The 15,994-nt window shown below is 64.2% G+C and carries 16 protein-coding genes; 13 read left to right on the forward strand and 3 right to left on the reverse strand.

Going from position 1 to position 15,994, the window contains the following annotated elements; translation table 11 throughout:
- The first annotated feature begins 20 nt into the window (after positions 1–20).
- From trbB to GGR00_RS24845, 11 genes are all read left to right on the forward strand, one after another.
- Complete coding sequence (trbB, locus tag GGR00_RS24795; RefSeq protein ID WP_184701895.1) at positions 21–977, forward strand: P-type conjugative transfer ATPase TrbB; 957 nt, start codon at positions 21–23, stop codon at positions 975–977.
- Between the two features lie 65 nt (positions 978–1,042).
- Positions 1,043–1,309, forward strand: a complete 267-nt coding sequence (locus GGR00_RS24800) for a TrbC/VirB2 family type IV secretion system protein (RefSeq protein WP_377863857.1) — start codon at positions 1,043–1,045, stop codon at positions 1,307–1,309.
- Positions 1,309–1,575, forward strand: coding sequence for a VirB3 family type IV secretion system protein (locus GGR00_RS24805; RefSeq protein ID WP_184701959.1), 267 nt, complete (start codon positions 1,309–1,311; stop codon positions 1,573–1,575). Before GGR00_RS24800 ends, GGR00_RS24805 begins: the two co-directional genes overlap by 1 nt.
- A 9-nt stretch (positions 1,576–1,584) precedes the next feature.
- Positions 1,585–4,092 (forward strand): conjugal transfer protein TrbE, encoded by a 2,508-nt coding sequence (gene trbE, locus GGR00_RS24810; RefSeq protein ID WP_184701899.1) that lies wholly within the window; start codon positions 1,585–1,587, stop codon positions 4,090–4,092.
- On the forward strand, positions 4,089–4,829 hold the full coding sequence (gene trbJ, locus GGR00_RS24815) for a P-type conjugative transfer protein TrbJ (protein WP_184701900.1): 741 nt from the start codon (positions 4,089–4,091) through the stop codon (positions 4,827–4,829). The genes trbE and trbJ overlap by 4 nt, the downstream gene beginning before the upstream one ends.
- Before the next feature lie 14 nt (positions 4,830–4,843).
- Positions 4,844–5,218, forward strand: coding sequence for a putative entry exclusion protein TrbK-alt (trbK-alt, locus tag GGR00_RS24820; RefSeq protein ID WP_184701902.1), 375 nt, complete (start codon positions 4,844–4,846; stop codon positions 5,216–5,218).
- The gene (gene trbL / locus GGR00_RS24825; RefSeq protein WP_184701904.1) at positions 5,215–6,567 is read left to right on the forward strand and encodes a P-type conjugative transfer protein TrbL; all 1,353 of its coding nucleotides are present in this window, start codon (positions 5,215–5,217) and stop codon (positions 6,565–6,567) included. Before trbK-alt ends, trbL begins: the two co-directional genes overlap by 4 nt.
- Complete coding sequence (gene trbF, locus GGR00_RS24830; RefSeq protein ID WP_184701906.1) at positions 6,564–7,253, forward strand: conjugal transfer protein TrbF; 690 nt, start codon at positions 6,564–6,566, stop codon at positions 7,251–7,253. Before trbL ends, trbF begins: the two co-directional genes overlap by 4 nt.
- A complete protein-coding gene (gene trbG / locus GGR00_RS24835; RefSeq protein WP_184701909.1) occupies positions 7,250–8,314 on the forward strand; it encodes a P-type conjugative transfer protein TrbG in 1,065 nt (354 codons plus the stop codon). Before trbF ends, trbG begins: the two co-directional genes overlap by 4 nt.
- Positions 8,311–9,540: a TraB/TrbI/VirB10 family type IV secretion system protein gene (locus GGR00_RS24840; protein WP_184701911.1), complete on the forward strand. Its 1,230-nt coding sequence runs from the start codon at positions 8,311–8,313 to the stop codon at positions 9,538–9,540. Before trbG ends, GGR00_RS24840 begins: the two co-directional genes overlap by 4 nt.
- Positions 9,537–9,767 (forward strand): DUF2274 domain-containing protein, encoded by a 231-nt coding sequence (locus GGR00_RS24845; protein WP_184701913.1) that lies wholly within the window; start codon positions 9,537–9,539, stop codon positions 9,765–9,767. Before GGR00_RS24840 ends, GGR00_RS24845 begins: the two co-directional genes overlap by 4 nt.
- Positions 9,768–9,796: 29 nt before the next feature.
- Here GGR00_RS24845 and GGR00_RS24850 read toward each other — a convergent pair whose 3' ends face one another.
- From GGR00_RS24850 to GGR00_RS24860, 3 genes are all read right to left on the reverse strand, one after another.
- Entirely contained in the window at positions 9,797–10,690 is an 894-nt protein-coding gene (locus tag GGR00_RS24850; protein ID WP_184701915.1) for a LysR family transcriptional regulator, read from the reverse strand.
- A gap of 74 nt (positions 10,691–10,764) precedes the next feature.
- Entirely contained in the window at positions 10,765–11,409 is a 645-nt protein-coding gene (locus GGR00_RS24855; RefSeq protein WP_184701917.1) for an acyl-homoserine-lactone synthase, read from the reverse strand.
- A gap of 76 nt (positions 11,410–11,485) precedes the next feature.
- Entirely contained in the window at positions 11,486–12,247 is a 762-nt protein-coding gene (locus GGR00_RS24860; RefSeq protein ID WP_184701919.1) for a helix-turn-helix transcriptional regulator, read from the reverse strand.
- Positions 12,248–12,597: 350 nt separating this feature from the next.
- Between GGR00_RS24860 and GGR00_RS24865 the strand changes: the two genes are divergently transcribed.
- Together GGR00_RS24865 and ggt are read left to right on the forward strand one after the other, a co-directional pair.
- Complete coding sequence (locus tag GGR00_RS24865) at positions 12,598–14,247, forward strand: GMC family oxidoreductase (protein ID WP_184701921.1); 1,650 nt, start codon at positions 12,598–12,600, stop codon at positions 14,245–14,247.
- An 84-nt stretch (positions 14,248–14,331) separates the two neighbouring features.
- Positions 14,332–15,969, forward strand: a complete 1,638-nt coding sequence (gene ggt, locus GGR00_RS24870) for a gamma-glutamyltransferase (protein ID WP_246441629.1) — start codon at positions 14,332–14,334, stop codon at positions 15,967–15,969.
- Positions 15,970–15,994: the final 25 nt, after the last annotated feature.

The following is a 15,994-nucleotide window of genomic DNA, read 5'->3' on the forward strand; positions in this document are numbered from 1 at the left end:
CGGTCTCGCGCGGAGCGCGCATGCTGCGCACCGCGCTCGGTCCCGCCATCGCGTCTTATCTCGAAGATCCCGCGATCGTCGAGGTGATGCTGAACCCGGACGGGCGGCTCTGGGTCGACCGGCTGCGCGAGGGACTCGTCGCTACCGACGATATGCTGATCGCAGCCGACGGCGAGCGGATCGTGCGGCTAGTCGCGCACCATGTCGGAGCCGAGGTGCATGCGGGCAGCCCGCGCGTGTCGGCCGAGCTGCCGGAGACCGGCGAGCGGTTCGAAGGCCTGCTCCCGCCTGTCGTGACCGCGCCGACTTTCGCCATCCGCAAGCCGGCGGTCGCGGTGTTCACGCTGGCCGACTACGTGGCCGCCGGCATCATCGTTCAGTCCCAGGCCGACGTGCTGCGGCTCGCGGTCGAGAGGCGGAAGAACATCCTGGTCGCCGGCGGCACGTCGACCGGGAAGACGACGCTGACCAACGCGCTGCTGGCGGAAGTCGCGAAGACCTCGGACCGTGTGGTGCTGATCGAGGACACCCGTGAGCTGCAGTGCGCCGCGCCGAACTTGGTCGCGCTCAGGACCAAGGATGGCGTCGCCTCGCTGTCCGATCTCGTGAAATCGTCTCTCCGTCTGCGCCCCGACCGCATTCCGATCGGCGAGGTGCGGGGTCCTGAAGCGCTCGATCTTCTCAAGGCCTGGGGCACCGGCCATCCGGGCGGCATCGGCACGATCCACGCCAACACGGCGATCGGCGCTCTGCGTCGTCTCGAGCAACTCGTGCAGGAGGCCGTCGTCACGGTGCCCCGCGCGCTGATCGCAGAGACTATTCAACTCATCGCCGTTCTGGCCGGCCGCGGCGCCGATCGCCGCCTTGTCGAGATCGCCCTTGTCGAAGGGCTCGATCCGGCGACCGGCGACTACCGCACGCTCAACGCCCAGCTCGAATCCGATCCAAAATCCCTTCCGACAGGAGAAGAAGAATGAGGTTTTCTGTCCTCGCCCACATCCGCAACAGCATTGTGCACGCCAGCGCGATCGCTTCGGTCACAATGTTGACCGCCGTTCCCGCGCGGGCAGCCGGCTCCTCCATGCCGTGGGAGGAGCCGCTTCAGCAGATCCTCGAATCGATCGAAGGGCCGGTGGCCAAGATTGTCGCGGTGATCATCATCATCGTGACCGGCCTTACGCTCGCCTTCGGCGACACGGCCGGCGGCTTTCGGCGGTTGATCCAGATCGTCTTCGGCCTGTCGATCGCCTTCGCGGCGAGCTCCTTCTTCCTGTCCTTCTTCTCCTTCGGCGGCGGAGCGCTGGTGTGATGCTCGAAGACGAGGTCCGCGGCTTCTTCGCGCCGGTGCATCGGGCGCTGACCGAGCCGATCCTGCTCGGCGGCGCTCCCCGCGCGGTCGCCATCGCCAACGGCACGCTCGCCGGTGCGGTGGGCCTCGGCCTGCGGCTGTGGCTCGCCGGCCTTGTCATCTGGGCGATCGGACACTTCGCGGCGGTCTGGGCCGCGAAGCGCGACGCGCAGTTCGTCGATGTCGTTCGCCGGCACGTCCGCTATCCGACCCATCTCGGCGTGTGAGGCAATTTCATGATGCATCTCGCCGAATACAGGAAGAAGAGCACCCTGCTTGCTGACTATCTGCCGTGGGCCGCACTCGTCGCGCCGGGCGTCGTGCTCAACAAGGATGGCTCCTTCCAGCGCACTGCACGTTTTCGCGGTCCCGACCTCGACAGCGCCACGCCGGCCGAGCTGGTCGGCACGACCGCGCGGCTGAACAACGCGCTGCGCCGACTGGGCTCCGGCTGGGCGATCTTCGTCGAGGCGCAGCGCAACCCGGCGACCGACTATCCGGAAAGCCTGTTTCCGGACTCGGCGTCCGCGCTGATCGAAATCGAGCGGCGCGAGCAGTTCGAGGACAGCGGCGTCCTGTTCGAGTCGAGCTACTTCCTCACCTTTGTCTGGCTGCCGCCGGCCGAGGAAGCCTCGCGCATGGAAAGCTGGCTCTACGAGGGCCGCGAGAAGGCCGGCATTGATCCTTGGGAGTTGCTCAAGGGTTTCGTCGATCGCACCGACCGGGTGCTCAGCCTGGTCGAGGGTTTTGTTCCGGAGGCCGAATGGCTCGATGACGCCGAGACGCTGACCTACCTGCACTCGACCATCTCGACGAAGCGGCATGGTGTCCGCGTGCCGGAAACCCCGATGCACCTTGACGCGCTTCTGGCCGATCAGCCGCTTGCCGGTGGGCTTGAGCCGCGCCTTGGCGATTTCCACCTGCGCACTCTCACAATCATCGGATTCCCGACCACGACGTTTCCGGGAATCCTCGACGACCTCAATCGCATGAGCTTCCTCTACCGTTGGTCGACCCGGGCGATCATGCTCGACAAGATCGACGCCACGCGGCTCGTCACCAAGATCAGACGGCAGTGGTTCGCCAAGCGGAAATCCGTCGCGGCCATCATCAAGGAGGTGATGACCAACGAGGCCTCGGTGCTGCTCGACACCGATGCTGCAAACAAGGCGGCAGACGCCGATGCGGCTCTGCAGGATCTCGGCTCGGACCAGATCGGCGAGGCCTACGTCACCGCCACCGTTACGGTCTGGGACGCCGACGCGAGCATAGCCGACGAGAAGCTGCGACTGGTCGAGAAGGTCATCCAATCACGCGACTTCACGGCGATCATCGAGAGGGTCAATGCGATCGAGGCCTGGCTCGGCAGCATTCCCGGCCACGTCTATGCGAACGTCCGACAGCCGCCGATCTCGACATTGAACCTCGCCCACATGATCCCGCTGTCGGCGGTATGGGCGGGGCCGGCGAGCGACGAGCATTTTGGCGCGCCGCCGCTCTTCTACGCCAAGACCGAAGGCGCCACCCCGTTCCGCTTCTCGCTGCATGTCGGCGATGTCGGCCATACGCTTGTCGTCGGCCCGACGGGCGCTGGCAAGTCCGTGCTGCTCGCGCTGATGGCGCTGCAGTTCCGCCGCTACGAGAACAGCCAGATCTTCGCCTTCGACTTCGGCGGCTCGATCCGCGCCGCCACGCTGGCAATGGGCGGAGATTGGGAGGACCTTGGTGGCAACGCCGTCCGCTATCGCGAGGACGACGATCCGCTGACGCAGCTCGCGCTTTCCGATCTCGGAAGCGGAACGAGCACGGTTGCCCTTCAGCCGCTCGCCGGCATCCACCGCACGCCGGAGCGGGCATGGACCGCCGACTGGCTGGTCGACATTCTCGCACGGGAAGGCGTGGCCGCGACCCTGGAGGTGAAGGAGCACCTGTGGTCGGCGCTGACGTCGCTGGCGTCCGCGCCGGTCGCGGAGCGGACGCTCACAGGACTTTCGGTGCTGCTGCAATCATCGGCGCTGAAGCAGGCGCTGCGGCCATACTGTCTCGGCGGCGCCTACGGTCGGCTGCTCGATGCCGAAGAGGAGCATCTTGGAGATGCGTCCGTCCAGGCGTTTGAAACGGAAGGCCTGATCGGCACCGGCGCCGCGCCCGCCGTGCTCGCTTATCTCTTCCACCGCATCGAGCAGCGAATGGACGGCCGCCCCACGCTGCTCATCATCGACGAAGGCTGGCTCGCGCTAGACGATGGCGGCTTCGCCGACCAGCTCCGTGAATGGCTGAAGACGCTCAGGAAGAAGAACGCCTCCGTCGTCTTCGCCACGCAGTCGCTCTCCGACATCGATGGCAGCAGGATCGCGCCGGCGATCGTCGAGAGCTGCCCGACACGGCTCTTCCTGCCCAACGAGCGCGCTATCGAGCCACAGATCCTTTCCATCTATCGCCGCTTCGGCCTCAACGACCGGCAGATCGAGATCGTGGCGAGAGCGACGCCGAAACGCGACTATTACTGCCAGTCGCGCCGCGGCAACCGGCTGTTCGAGCTGGGCCTCGGGCCGATAGCGCTCGCGCTTTGCGCAGCATCGGCGAAGACCGACCAGGCGGCTATCGAGCGCACCCTGGCCGAAGCCGGCTCGCAATACTTCCTCGGGGCATGGCTCGCTCATCGCGGCCTCGCCTGGGCGGCCGACCTCATCCCCGACCTCACCAACGTCATCGACCAATCCGCAAAGGAGACTTCGCCATGAGTCCCATTTCTGTCCGCATTCGCCGTATCGCAATGGCGACACTCGTCGCCGGCACCGCAATATCCGCGCAGCCAGCTTCGGCGCTCACAGTCTACGATCCCTGGAACCACGCGGAGAACATCCTGAGCGCGGCACGGGCGCTGGAGCAGATCAACAATCAGGTGACCTCGCTCGCCAACGAGGCGCAGATGCTGATCAACGATGCGATGAACCTCACCTCGCTGCCGACATCGGTGCTCGACCAGATCGAAGGCAATTTCGCCGATATGAAGGGCCTGCTCGATCAAGCCGAGAAGCTTGCCTACAGCGTCGACGACATCGAGGAGCAATTCTCGTCGACCTTCGAGGATTTCGCGGTTGACAAGACGGGCGCTCAGCTTGTCGACGGCGCGCGCGAGCGCTGGCAGGAATCGCTCTCCGCCTTCGAGCATTCCCTGAAGGCAGGCGCGGTCGCCGTCGACAACATCGATGCCATCGAGCGGCAGACGAGCAGCCTGGTCGGCGCAAGCAAGTCGGCGGTCGGCATCCTGCAGGCGACACAGGCCGGCAATGAGCTGCTTGCCGTGCAGGCCCAGCAGCTCACGGACCTTACCGCGATGCTGGCCGCGCAGGGTCGCGCCGACGCTCTTGAGCAGGCCCGGCTTGCCGCCGCGCAGGAGCAGGCGCGCGAGCAGTTCGGCCGCTTCATGGCCGGCCGAAGCTACAGCGCGTCCAGCGTGCGCATGTTCCACGACTGAGGAGCCTGCCAGCGATGGACTCGAAGATCGCCGCCCGGATGATTGCCGTTCTCGCCCTTGGCGCGGCCATGACAGCCGCGGTCATGGCCTTGCGCGGCGACGGCACGGAGGATGCCGCCCCCCATAGCCTCCGCCGTCCGGGCGGCGAGCCCGCCATTGCCGAACTGGTCCGCTGCCGCGATCTCGGCATGGCCGCCGCCAACGATCCGATCTGCCGGAAGGCATGGGCGGAGAACCGCCGCCGTTTCCTTCAGTCCCGTGAACCGGAGCGCTCCGTTACGCCGAAACCGGAACGACCGGCAACGCCGAGGGCCGAGCGGTTCGGCGACGGCGAGGCAGGAAAGCCGAAGGCGACCGTTCCGCCAATCAACCTGCCGGTGTCGCCATGAACGATGTCGGCGTCATCGACCGGTTCCTGGAGACCTTCACCTCCTACATCGATTCCGGCTTCGGCCTGCTCGGCGGCGAGGTGGCGTTCCTCACCACCACGCTGATTGTCATCGACATCACCCTGGCCGGCCTGTTCTGGGCCTGGGGCGCCGACGAGGACGTGCTCCAGCGGCTGATCAGGAAGACGTTCTATATCGGTTTCTTCGCCTTCATCATCGGCAACTTCAACCGTCTCGCCGGGATCGTGTTCGAGAGTTTCTCTGGGCTCGGCCTGCAGGCAGGAGGCGGATCGCTCTCCGGTGCCGAGCTTCTCCAGCCCGGCCGCGTCGCGCAGGTCGGCATCGACGCCGGCAACCCCATCCTCGAGGCCGCCGGCGAGTTGATGGGATACGTCTCCTTCTTCGAGAATTTCGTGCAGATCATGGTGCTGCTGATCGCCTGGGCGATCGTGCTGATCGCCTTCTTCATCCTCGCCGTACAGATCTTCGTCACGCTGATCGAGTTCAAGCTGACTTCGCTCGCCGGCTTCGTGCTCATCCCCTTCGCGCTGTTCAACAAGACCGCGTTCCTTGCAGAGAAAGTCCTCGGCAACATCGTCGCCTCGGGCGTCAAGATCCTGGTGCTTGCCGTCATCGTCGGCATTGGCTCCGGCCTGTTCGGCGAATTCACCTCCGGGTTTGCCGACCAGCCGACGATCACCGATGCGCTGGCGCTGGTGCTCGGCGCGCTGTCATTGATGGGCCTCTCCATCTTCGGTCCCGGCATTGCCACGGGCCTCGTCTCCGGCGCGCCGCAGCTCGGCGCGGGCGCGGCGGTCGGCACTGGCCTTGCCGCCGCTGGTTTGGGGGCTGCCGGCTACATGGGGGCCCGCGCCGGATTGAGTGGTGCCGCAACGGCCGTAGGTGCCGGTGGCCGCATGTCGGCGTCGGCCGCACGTGGCGGGGCGCATCTCTCCGGCAGCACGTCGGCCGCCTACGGCCTTGCCGCCTCAATGTCCGGTCAGAGCGGCTCAAGTGGCGTCGGCGCCGGTATCGGAGGTGTGGCTCGCGTCGGCGGTTCAGCAGCCGTGCAGCCCGTCAGGCGGGTCATGTCGCGCGCCGCTCAATCCATGTCATCCAGCTTTCGCGCAGGACAGGCCGGCGCATGGTCCGTCACCGGCGGCCAGTCGCCTGCCGCCAGCGAATCCGACACTACTGCCTCGCCCTCGACGCCGCCGGCTTGGGCCGCCCGCATGAAGCAGGCCGGCAGGGCACATCACGGCGCAAGCGTTGCCGCCCACACCATCCGCTCCGGCGATCACGGCGGCGGCTCGATGTCCGTTCCCCTCGATCAGGATGACCGCAAATGAAGCTCTTCAAGAAGCCCTCCGTGCGCTATGCGCGCACGCCCGAGCCGGAGACGCCGTACCAGCGCGCCGCGCAGACTTGGGACGAGCGCATCGGCTCGGCCCGGGTGCAGGCGACAAACTGGCGGCTGATGGCCTTCGGCTCGTTGGTCCTGGCCGGCGGCTTCGCGGTCGCGCTCGTCTGGCAATCCACGCGCGGCACCGTCGTTCCCTGGATTGTGCAGGTGGATCGCTTCGGCGAGGCTCAGGCTGTCGCGCCGGCTGTCGCTGACTACCGCCCGACCGATCCGCAGATCGCATGGCATCTCGCCCGCTTCATTGAGCAGGTGAGGAGCATTCCCGCTGACCCTATCATCGTGCGACAGAGCTGGCTGCGCGCCTACGAGTTTACCACCGACCGCGGCGCCGTCGCGCTCAACGACTACGCCCGCACCAACGACCCGTTCACCAAGGTCGACAAGCAGCAAATCGCCGTCGACATCTCCAGCGTCATCCGCGCGTCGCCGGACTCATTCCGCGTCGCCTGGACCGAGCGCCGCTACGAGAACGGCCAGCTCGCTGCGACCGACCGCTGGACTGCGATCCTCACCGTCGTGATCGAGCGGCCGCGCACGGCCGACAGGCTGAGGGCGAACCCTCTCGGCGTCTACGTCAACGCAATCAACTGGTCGAGGGAGTTGGGATCATGAGTCGCCCAAGAAAAGAAATCGCGCGCGGGAAGAAGTCACCTCGCTCTTTGCCGCTGGTCATCGCCTTGTCGGCAGCGACCGCGCTTGCCGGCTGTGCAAAGAAATACATCCCGCCGGAGATCGACTACGACGATGCCGCGCCCGCCGTGCTCATTGCCGACCCGCCTGGACCGGTGCACGTGGTGGAGACACCGAAGCCGTTGCCGCTGCCCGGCCAGTTGAAGCCGGTCGCGACGGGCAAGGAGAAACCGGAACCGGCCGATCCGAAGGCCCGCATCATGAGTGCGAACGAGGCGGCCCGCATGCAGCCCGTCCGCGACGGATTCATCAACGCCGTGCAGGTTTATCCCTTCTCGCCCGGCGCGCTCTATCAGGTCTATGCCGCGCCCGGACAGGTGACGGATATCGCGCTGCAGCCCGGCGAGGGGCTTGTCGGCTCCGGCCCGGTCGCCGCCGGCGACACAGTCCGCTGGATCATCGGCGATACCGAGAGCGGGACAGGGGATAGGCGGCAGGTTCATATCCTGGTGAAACCGACGCGGCCGGATCTTCAGACCAACCTCGTGATCAACACCGACCGCCGCACCTACCATCTGGAGCTGCGCTCGACCGCCTCGACCTACATGGCTTCCGTTTCGTGGAACTATCCGCAGGACCAGTTGATCGCGCTTCGCCGGCAGAATCTTCGCGCGGCCGAAGCTCAGTCGGTCGCTGCCGGGGTCGACATCTCGAAGCTTAACTTCAGATATCGCATTGAGGGCGACGCCGCGCCCTGGCGACCGCTGCGCGCCTTCGACGACGGATCGAAGGTCTACGTCGAGTTCCCGCCGGGAATCGCGCAGGGCGAAATGCCGCCGCTCTTCGTCATCGGCCCTTCCGGCAAGTCCGAGCTGGTCAACTACCGCGCCCGCCAGAACTACTATGTTGTCGACCGGCTGTTCGCGGCCGCCGAGCTGCGTCTCGGCGACAAGGATTCCGAGCGCCGCGTGCGCATCGTGCGTACGGACGGCAGGAAGGTGACGCGGAGGACGGCGCTGTTCTCCGGAGGAGAAGGGCGATGACCGACGCGCCAAACTCGCCTGCCGGAGACATCCGGGGCGACCTGCGCCTCCGGCCGGAGCCTACCCGCGTCATGCGCCTCTCGCGCAAGGTGCTGGTCGGCCTCGGCGGCGTCAGCGCCATCGCCGTAACGGGCGCGCTGCTCTGGGCTCTCGACACAAGTCGGAGGGGCGGCGAGCAACCCTCCGAGCTTTACACCACCGACAACCGCACCACGGCCGACGGGCTGCAGATCCTGCCACGAGACTACACCGGCCTGCCGCGACCGGAGGTGCCCGAACTGGGGCCGCCACTGCCGGGCGACCTCGGTCGGCCGATCCGCCGCGCGCAGGAGCGCGGCCAGCCCGTGCCGCCGCCCGACATCCGCACGCCGCGCGCCGATCCCGAGGAGCAGCGCCGGCTTGCCGAGATCGAGGCCGCCCGTATCGCCAAGCTGTTTACCGACAGCCGCGGAGAACGCGCGGCCGCGGGTCAGGTTGTAGAGACCAACGCGCCTGGCACCGATCCGTCGACCGACCTGACGGCCTCGGAAGGGCCGCCATCGCTCGATGAGGGATCGGTGCAGAACATGCAGGATCGCAAGCTTGCCTTCGTCAACGCGGAGATAGACCGGCGCACGGTCAGTCCCGACCGCGTTCAGGCTAAGGCCTCGCCTCATGTAGTGCAGGCCGGCACCATTATTCCGGCAGCGCTGATCACCGGTATCAATTCCGATCTGCCCGGCCAAATCACCGCGCAGGTCACAGCGCACGTCTTCGACAGCCCGACAGGATCGTATCTGCTAATCCCGCAGGGAGCGCGGCTAGTCGGCCAATACGACAGCCAGGTCGCTTTCGGCCAGCGCCGCGTCCTGCTCGTGTGGAACCGCATCGTCATGCCCGACGGAACCTCCATCGTGCTGGAGCGGCTTCCGGGCACCGACACCGGAGGGTTCTCCGGTCTGGAGGACAAGGTCGACCATCATTGGGGTCAGCTTTTCCGCGCCGCCATGCTCTCCACGCTGCTTGGCATCGGCACGCAGCTCTCGATCGACGAGGAGAGCGAGATCGCGCGCGCCATCCGCGAGAGCGCGCAGGATTCCGTGTCCGACATCGGCGAGCAGATCGTGCTGCGCCAACTCAATATCCAGCCGACCTTGACGGTGCGGCCGGGCTTCCCAATCCGCGTCATCGTCAATCGGGACTTGGTGATGCAGCCCTACGAGGGCGTGCCGAAAGAACCATCGTGACGAAGCTCAAGCTCTCCGCCATCCCCGACGACCGGCCGGTCAAGGTCACGCTCGATCTGCCGGCGGCTCTCCATCGCGATCTGGTCGCCTATGCCGCGATCCTCGCCCGCACTGCCGGCGACAAGACACCGCCCGATCCTGCCAAGCTCGTTGCACCTATGCTCCAGCGCTTCATTGCGACCGACAGGGCATTCGCCAAGGCGCGAAAAGAGCAGAAAATTGGCTAACGGCACCTACCGCCTTGCACGGTTCTCAGTCAGTCTTGCGGATATGTCTCACGTAGGAAGGCGACAAACGCCCCAGACACCGGATTCGAGTTATCCGATCGCCAGTGGGCATCATAGCGCAGCCGGACCGACTTGTTCTTGTTCGTGAGTACGGACGATACGACGCCTTCGATCAGGCTCGCGGCGTCGCTGTCGGGAAGCAGTGTGACGCCAATCCCTTTTCGGACGAGATTGAGCAGGCTCGATCTGCTCACGTCATGCCGGACGATGGAGGGAAGGACCGCATCAGTCCCGATTCCACACAGCGTCCAAAACTCCATCGACTGCGAGTTGATTAGGGTCGTCTCTTGGGCGAGGTCAGCCAAATCGACTTTCTTCCGGCCGGCCAAGGGATGCTCCCCTGCCATCGCCACCACGATGCGATCGCGCCAGAGCGGCAAGGTTTCGGTCGCGCATCGCCGATCGAATCCATGCGCGATCACCACATCGATTGTGCGGCTGCTGAGACCGGAATGCAGATCCGCGCGCGAAGCCTCCGTGAACCGGACGTCCACATCCGGTCTGTCTCGAACGAACGCCACGACGGCGTCGACATAGCCGCAGGCCGGCAACGGTGCGTCGATCCCAATCATCAATTGGCCCGCCTCACCACGCCCGGTTGCGCCGACACTGGAGATCATGCCGTCCAGGTCCGTCAGCACCCGGCGAAGATTGGCCAGGAAACGCGTGCCGACAGCAGTCGGGCGGACCCCGCCAGAATGGCGATCGAACAAGGTCACGCCGAGCGTCAACTCAAGATCACGAACACGGCGGCTCAGCGCAGTGTGGTGCATGTTCAGCCGTGTCGACGCCGCGAGGAAGCTGCCTTCCTCGGCGATCACGAGCACGCATTGAAGCGTGAGAAGACGGATGGATCGTCGCATCGTCTATCGCTCCTTCTCCGGCTCGGCCGCTGTGTGTCTTAAAAAGAGGGACGACAGCGACCGAAGCAGGAAGACTAACGACCCGGTCGACTGTTCGGACGAGGGTCACGCAACACGGAAGCTGCGACAACCGCGGATGAAACCGAACGAGTTTCACGAAGCCGGTCCAGGGTGCGCTCGTCAAACTTCGCCGTGACCGCTACCGTCTCCTCGCCGTTGATCGTATGCGGCACGCCAAGTGGCGTTACGCGGAAATGGAACTGTACGAGGCGAAGAAGCCAAAGTGGGTTCATCTCGATGACGATCGTGTCGATGCCAGTGTCGAGACCCCATTCGACGATGCCCGAAAGCAGTGCGTTCGCAACGGGGCTCAGCATTCGACCACGTTCCCGATGCGCCGGCTCGACGCAGTATCGTGTCCATTCCCAGATGTTCGGCCCAACGGGACGCTCACCTTCACACAGCTCGGGCATTACGTCCGAGAGCAGATGCGGCCGCGTCGTGGGCAACATGCGCTGATAGCCAATCACCCTGCCAGCTTCGATATAGAGCATATGTACAGCATTTTCGTCATCGAACCGGTCGGTTTCGCGTCCATCGTCGCGTCGAAGATCTGACCAACCCTTCTCATCGACGAATACACGATGGCGGAGGCGATACGCCTCGTCGAGCTCAAGGTGGTACTGATTGGCATTCGCCCACGTCACAATATTGAGCATCGGATATCCTCCACGTTTCAGAGTTCCGATGCTGTCTGAACGTCGCTGGGTGCGGCATTACGTGATTCAGTAGGGCTTAAAAGAGCAGACGCAGCCGAAATGCCTCCGCTACGGCATGAACGGTGTTCGTTACGCCTAGCCGCTCCCGAGCGGCACGTAAGTGCATGTCGGCTGTGTGGACGCTGATGCTCAGGCGCTCAGCGATGTCGTCGTTTTTGAGGCCCTCCGACGCCCATCGAAGGACATCGATTTGGCGAGGCGAAAGGTGGACATCTGGGCGCTTTTCACCTCCCTTCAGTACAATCGCGCATCCGGCCGCAAACGTGGCAACAAACTCCAATGCCAGACGTTCATTGTCATCAACCTCAAGGCGCTCGCCAGCGATGGAGAAGCCCAACGGTCGACGTTCTACCGTTGCAAGGGCGATGGTGAACCCTTGATGCAGGCGAAATTCGGTGGCCTCCAGCATCACCGTTCTCTCGCGCAAACTTCTCGGATTCAAAAGGTCGATCTCGTTCCACATGAAGGGTCGCGATCCCTGTCGGACTAAACGAATGGTGGGATCGCGATAGAGGTAGCCGCAGGAGAAGTATCGCTCGGACCATTCTTGAGGCCAAGCATCGAGTAGGATGTGCGAAAGCTGCTCGCGTTGGGATGCGCCTGCGTGAGGGATCACGCCGGCGAGAACATGAGTTGCTCCTAAGGACTGCACATATGACATGAAGCGCGACCGCAGGCGATCCACGTCGCGACACTGACCGAGTTCGTTGAGAAGATCGAACGTTTCGTCGATCCGAATTCGCCAATGACTACGAGACACCGACGGCAGACCGTTCATGATGCCACTCCGTGGGGTTCCGTGGCGTGGCGCCGCAAGATGCGGACGCTGCCCATTGTTCCGCAAACATCATATGCGCACTCACTTTCTGAGGAAGAGGCTTGGCGTCTTTCGGACTGACGAACAAAAATGATGGACGCGTGGCGAAAAGCGCTGCTCGGTCGTTTGCTAAAACAAGTGCGGAGCATCCCAAGGTCGGATGGTGAACTTATTGAGACGTCGAATAGCCCTCAACATTGGTGCCATGAAAGCGGGCCGAAGTGAGTATGTAGACGGAACGGAACCGAGGTATTCGCTGTCTTCGTAGAACATCTATACATCGATGAGTGGAACTAATTTGAGCGAGATTTATGCCTGAGCCAGCCGACATAATAGTCATTGGTGCTGGCGCGGCGGGCTGTGTTTTGGCAGAGCGATTGAGTTCTGACCCGTCCCTGAAGGTGGTGCTGATCGAGGCGGGACAAGGCAAAAGCCGTCCGCTCCACGCTTTTCCGATGCTCGCGGGGCATTTCTATCGGCGCGCAAAGGACAACTGGTCTTTCCACACAGAGCCGCAGCCTGCGTTGAACGGACGCCGTCTGTTTTTTCCACGCGGAAAAAGAATAGGTGGATCGACGATCTTCAACGGCATGGTGTACGCCCGCGGAAACAGGGGGGACTATGACCACTGGGCCCAACTCGGCAATGCGGGCTGGTCGTACGAAGACGTTCTTCCGTATTTCAAACGCAACGAGCGACATGAAGGCGGGGAGACGGAGCTGCACGGCGGCTCGGGCCTGGTTTCTGTGTCCCACGCAAGGCCGAGCAATCCTCTTTTTTACGTGTTTATCGAAGCCGTCATCCAGGCTGGGTTCCCAAGAATCGCAGACATGAGCAGTCCGGCGACTGCCGGCGTCGGATTTTATGACTTTCATATCGCGAACGGCAGGCGGAGCAGTTCCGCGACCGTGCTTCTTGAGGCGGCCTCGTCGCGTAAAAACCTGAGAATTGTCGACTGCTCATTGGTCACGCGCATTCTATTCCGGGGGACCCTGGCGGCGGGTGTGGAGTTTGTACGCGACGGCGAAGTTTCCACGCTCCTTGCCCGCCAGGAGATCGTGCTTACGGCGGGTGCCATAGGAACGCCGCACATCCTTTTGCTGTCGGGCATCGGCAATCCGGAGCATCTTAAGGCGGTGGGAGTTGCGCCGTTCCGGGATCTACCGGGTGTCGGCGAAAACCTGACAGACCATCTCGACGCCTGGGTCCGCGTATCGTCACGGCAGCCCGTGTCGCTACTGCGAGAACTCAGGGCGGATCGCATCGCAATCAACGTCGCGAGGGCGCAGCTCTTCGGCAAAGGGCCTGTCTCAGAAAGTCCGATCTCCGCAGGGGGCTATTTCTACAGCCGACCCGGGCTGGAGTATCCGGACCTTCAGGCGTTCTTCCTGCCAGTGCCCGCCACGGGCGCGAAGGTGTGGTACCCATTTACGGCCAAGGCGCGCGAAATTCGCGAGCTGCACGGGTATGGCCTCAGGATCGGCCCGGTAAGGCCGCAGAGCAGGGGAAGGGTCCGCCTCGCGTCCCCGAACCCGCAAGAAGCGCCCCGCATCCATCCCGCCTATCTCACGAATGCAGCCGACATCGCTCCGATGATAGAGGGTCTGAAGATAGCCAGGACGATATTCTCCCAACCCGGGTTCGAGCCCTACCGGCAGGTCGAGACGGCTCCCGGTCCAGACGTCCGCACGGATGCCGAACTCGAAGCCTATGTCCGCGAAACGGCGGACTCGGTCTTCCACCCCGTCGGCACCGCGAGGATGGGAAACGACAGGATGGCTGTTGTCGATGCCCGGCTGAAGGTTCACGGGGTCGGGGGACTGCGAGTGGCCGACGCCTCAATCATGCCGCTCATCCCATCCGGCAATACCAGCGCGCCGACCATGATGATCGCGGAACGGGCGGCCGACTTCATCCGCGAAGACCGCAGGGCAGGGCGCACATATGCGGATGCCGTCTAAATTGCCCATGGCGGCCCGGACGCGGCCGACCCGGCGAGCCCTGTCGCCTGAAATTCTGGTCAAACACGATCCAAGGAGCTGGATATGTCAAAACCGATGCGGCGAATGCCGACGGCGCGAGCCATGATCACGGCGGCGCAGCCGGAAGCCGCCCATGCCGGAGCTGAAATTCTGCGCGCAGGCGGCAGCGCCGTTGATGCGGTGATCGCGGCTGCCCTCGTCCAGGGCGTCGTCGATCCGCTCATGTGCGGCATCGGCGGCTTCGGCAGCCTGCACGTATACGATCCGAGCACTGGCGACCATTTTGTGCTCGATGGCCAAGGTGGCTGCCCCGCAGTCGCGCGCGACGACATGTGGGCCGACAGAATTGCCGGGCAGACGCGGGACGGTTTTGGATTCATAATCGAAGGGTTCGAGAATGAGTGCGGGCATTCCTCTGTCTGCGTGCCTGGAATTGTTGCCGTGCTAGCGAAAGCTCACGAACGGCTTGGGCGCCTGCCCTGGGGCGAGCTTTTTCGATCAGCAATTAGTCGTTCGGAGGAGGGATGGATCGTCCGGCCGCACAACGTGATGGTCTTCACGCAGAACGAACGACAATACGGCCGCATGAACTATGGCGAGAAGCTCGGCGTCACCGAAGACGGGCGGCGGATTTATCTCGATCGGGACGGCGCCTACCGCAAGCTCGGCGACACCATTCGCAATCCCGACCTCGCCGAGACGCTGCGTGAGCTCGCGCATGGCGGAGACGAGACGTTCTACCGCGGCGACATTTCGCGCCGCATCGTGGCGGACATGGAGGAGAACGGCGGCTTGCTGTCGGCGTCCGATCTGAGCTCCTTCGAGCCGGAAATCCAGACGCCGCTCAGCATCCACTATCGGGGCACGACGTTCACCTCGAACCAGCCGCCCGGCGGCGGGGCGATGGTCGCGGAGATGCTCCGCATACTCGAGCGGTTTGACCTGGTCGGCCTGGAACACAATAGCGCCGAGTACATTCGCGTCGTGTCCGAAGTGATGCGCATCGCGACCCGGGACAAGGACGAACACATCAGCGATCCCCGCTTCATCGACCCGCAACTGGACCGGCTGCTCAGCGATCGATACGCCGATGCCTGCGCGCAGAAGATCCGGCGGGGTGAAAGGACCAGCGTTCCGCGGTTGGCCTCCGGCCAGCCAAGGGGAACGACACATGTGTCCTGCGTGGACGCGAACGGAATGGTCGCTTCGTTGACGCACTCGCTTGGGGTGCCGTCAGGCGTGATTGTGCCGGGCACGGGCTTCATGCTGAACGGTGCCATGAGCGTCTTCGATCCGAGGCCCGGGCAGCCGGGTTCGTTCGCCCCGGGAAAGCGCCGGTTCAGCTCGATGTGCCCCTCGATCCTCTTTCAAGACGGCCGGCCAGTCATGACCCTTGGAGCTCCCGGCGGGACCTGGATTTCATTGGCGGTCCTGCAAGTCATCATCAACGTGCTGGACTGGGGGATGGGCATCCAGGAAGCGATCAGCGCTCCGCGCTTCGTCGCGACTGGCGACATGCTCGACATCAGCAATCGCATCTCCACCGACGTCCAGCGCGAAATCGAGGCGATGGGCTATACGGTGAAGCGCTCACCCCTGAGCTACGCATTTGCCGGCGTCCACGGGATTTCGATGTTCGATGGGGAACTGGAGGGAGGAGCCGATCCGCAGCGAGACGGGATGGCAATCGGCGTTGCCTGATGAGCGATTGCTGGTTTCCTTAGGG

It is taken from the genome of Aminobacter aganoensis (genome assembly GCF_014206975.1).
In the GTDB taxonomy this organism is placed as follows: Bacteria; Pseudomonadota; Alphaproteobacteria; order Rhizobiales; family Rhizobiaceae; genus Aminobacter; species Aminobacter aganoensis.

Bases quoted from the DNA above. Each gene is read 5' to 3' on its own strand.
- trbB (WP_184701895.1), top strand. From the start codon at position 21: ATGCTGCGCACCGCGCTCGGTCCCGCCATCGCGTCTTATCTCGAAGAT.
- GGR00_RS24800 (WP_377863857.1), top strand. From the start codon at position 1,043: ATGTTGACCGCCGTTCCCGCGCGGGCAGCCGGCTCCTCCATGCCGTGG.
- GGR00_RS24805 (WP_184701959.1), top strand. From the start codon at position 1,309: ATGCTCGAAGACGAGGTCCGCGGCTTCTTCGCGCCGGTGCATCGGGCG.
- trbE (WP_184701899.1), top strand. From the start codon at position 1,585: ATGATGCATCTCGCCGAATACAGGAAGAAGAGCACCCTGCTTGCTGAC.
- trbJ (WP_184701900.1), top strand. From the start codon at position 4,089: ATGAGTCCCATTTCTGTCCGCATTCGCCGTATCGCAATGGCGACACTC.
- trbK-alt (WP_184701902.1), top strand. From the start codon at position 4,844: ATGGACTCGAAGATCGCCGCCCGGATGATTGCCGTTCTCGCCCTTGGC.
- trbL (WP_184701904.1), top strand. From the start codon at position 5,215: ATGAACGATGTCGGCGTCATCGACCGGTTCCTGGAGACCTTCACCTCC.
- trbF (WP_184701906.1), top strand. From the start codon at position 6,564: ATGAAGCTCTTCAAGAAGCCCTCCGTGCGCTATGCGCGCACGCCCGAG.
- trbG (WP_184701909.1), top strand. From the start codon at position 7,250: ATGAGTCGCCCAAGAAAAGAAATCGCGCGCGGGAAGAAGTCACCTCGC.
- GGR00_RS24840 (WP_184701911.1), top strand. From the start codon at position 8,311: ATGACCGACGCGCCAAACTCGCCTGCCGGAGACATCCGGGGCGACCTG.
- GGR00_RS24850 (WP_184701915.1), bottom strand. From the start codon at position 10,690: ATGCGACGATCCATCCGTCTTCTCACGCTTCAATGCGTGCTCGTGATC.
- GGR00_RS24855 (WP_184701917.1), bottom strand. From the start codon at position 11,409: ATGCTCAATATTGTGACGTGGGCGAATGCCAATCAGTACCACCTTGAG.
- GGR00_RS24860 (WP_184701919.1), bottom strand. From the start codon at position 12,247: ATGAACGGTCTGCCGTCGGTGTCTCGTAGTCATTGGCGAATTCGGATC.
- GGR00_RS24865 (WP_184701921.1), top strand. From the start codon at position 12,598: ATGCCTGAGCCAGCCGACATAATAGTCATTGGTGCTGGCGCGGCGGGC.
- ggt (WP_246441629.1), top strand. From the start codon at position 14,332: ATGTCAAAACCGATGCGGCGAATGCCGACGGCGCGAGCCATGATCACG.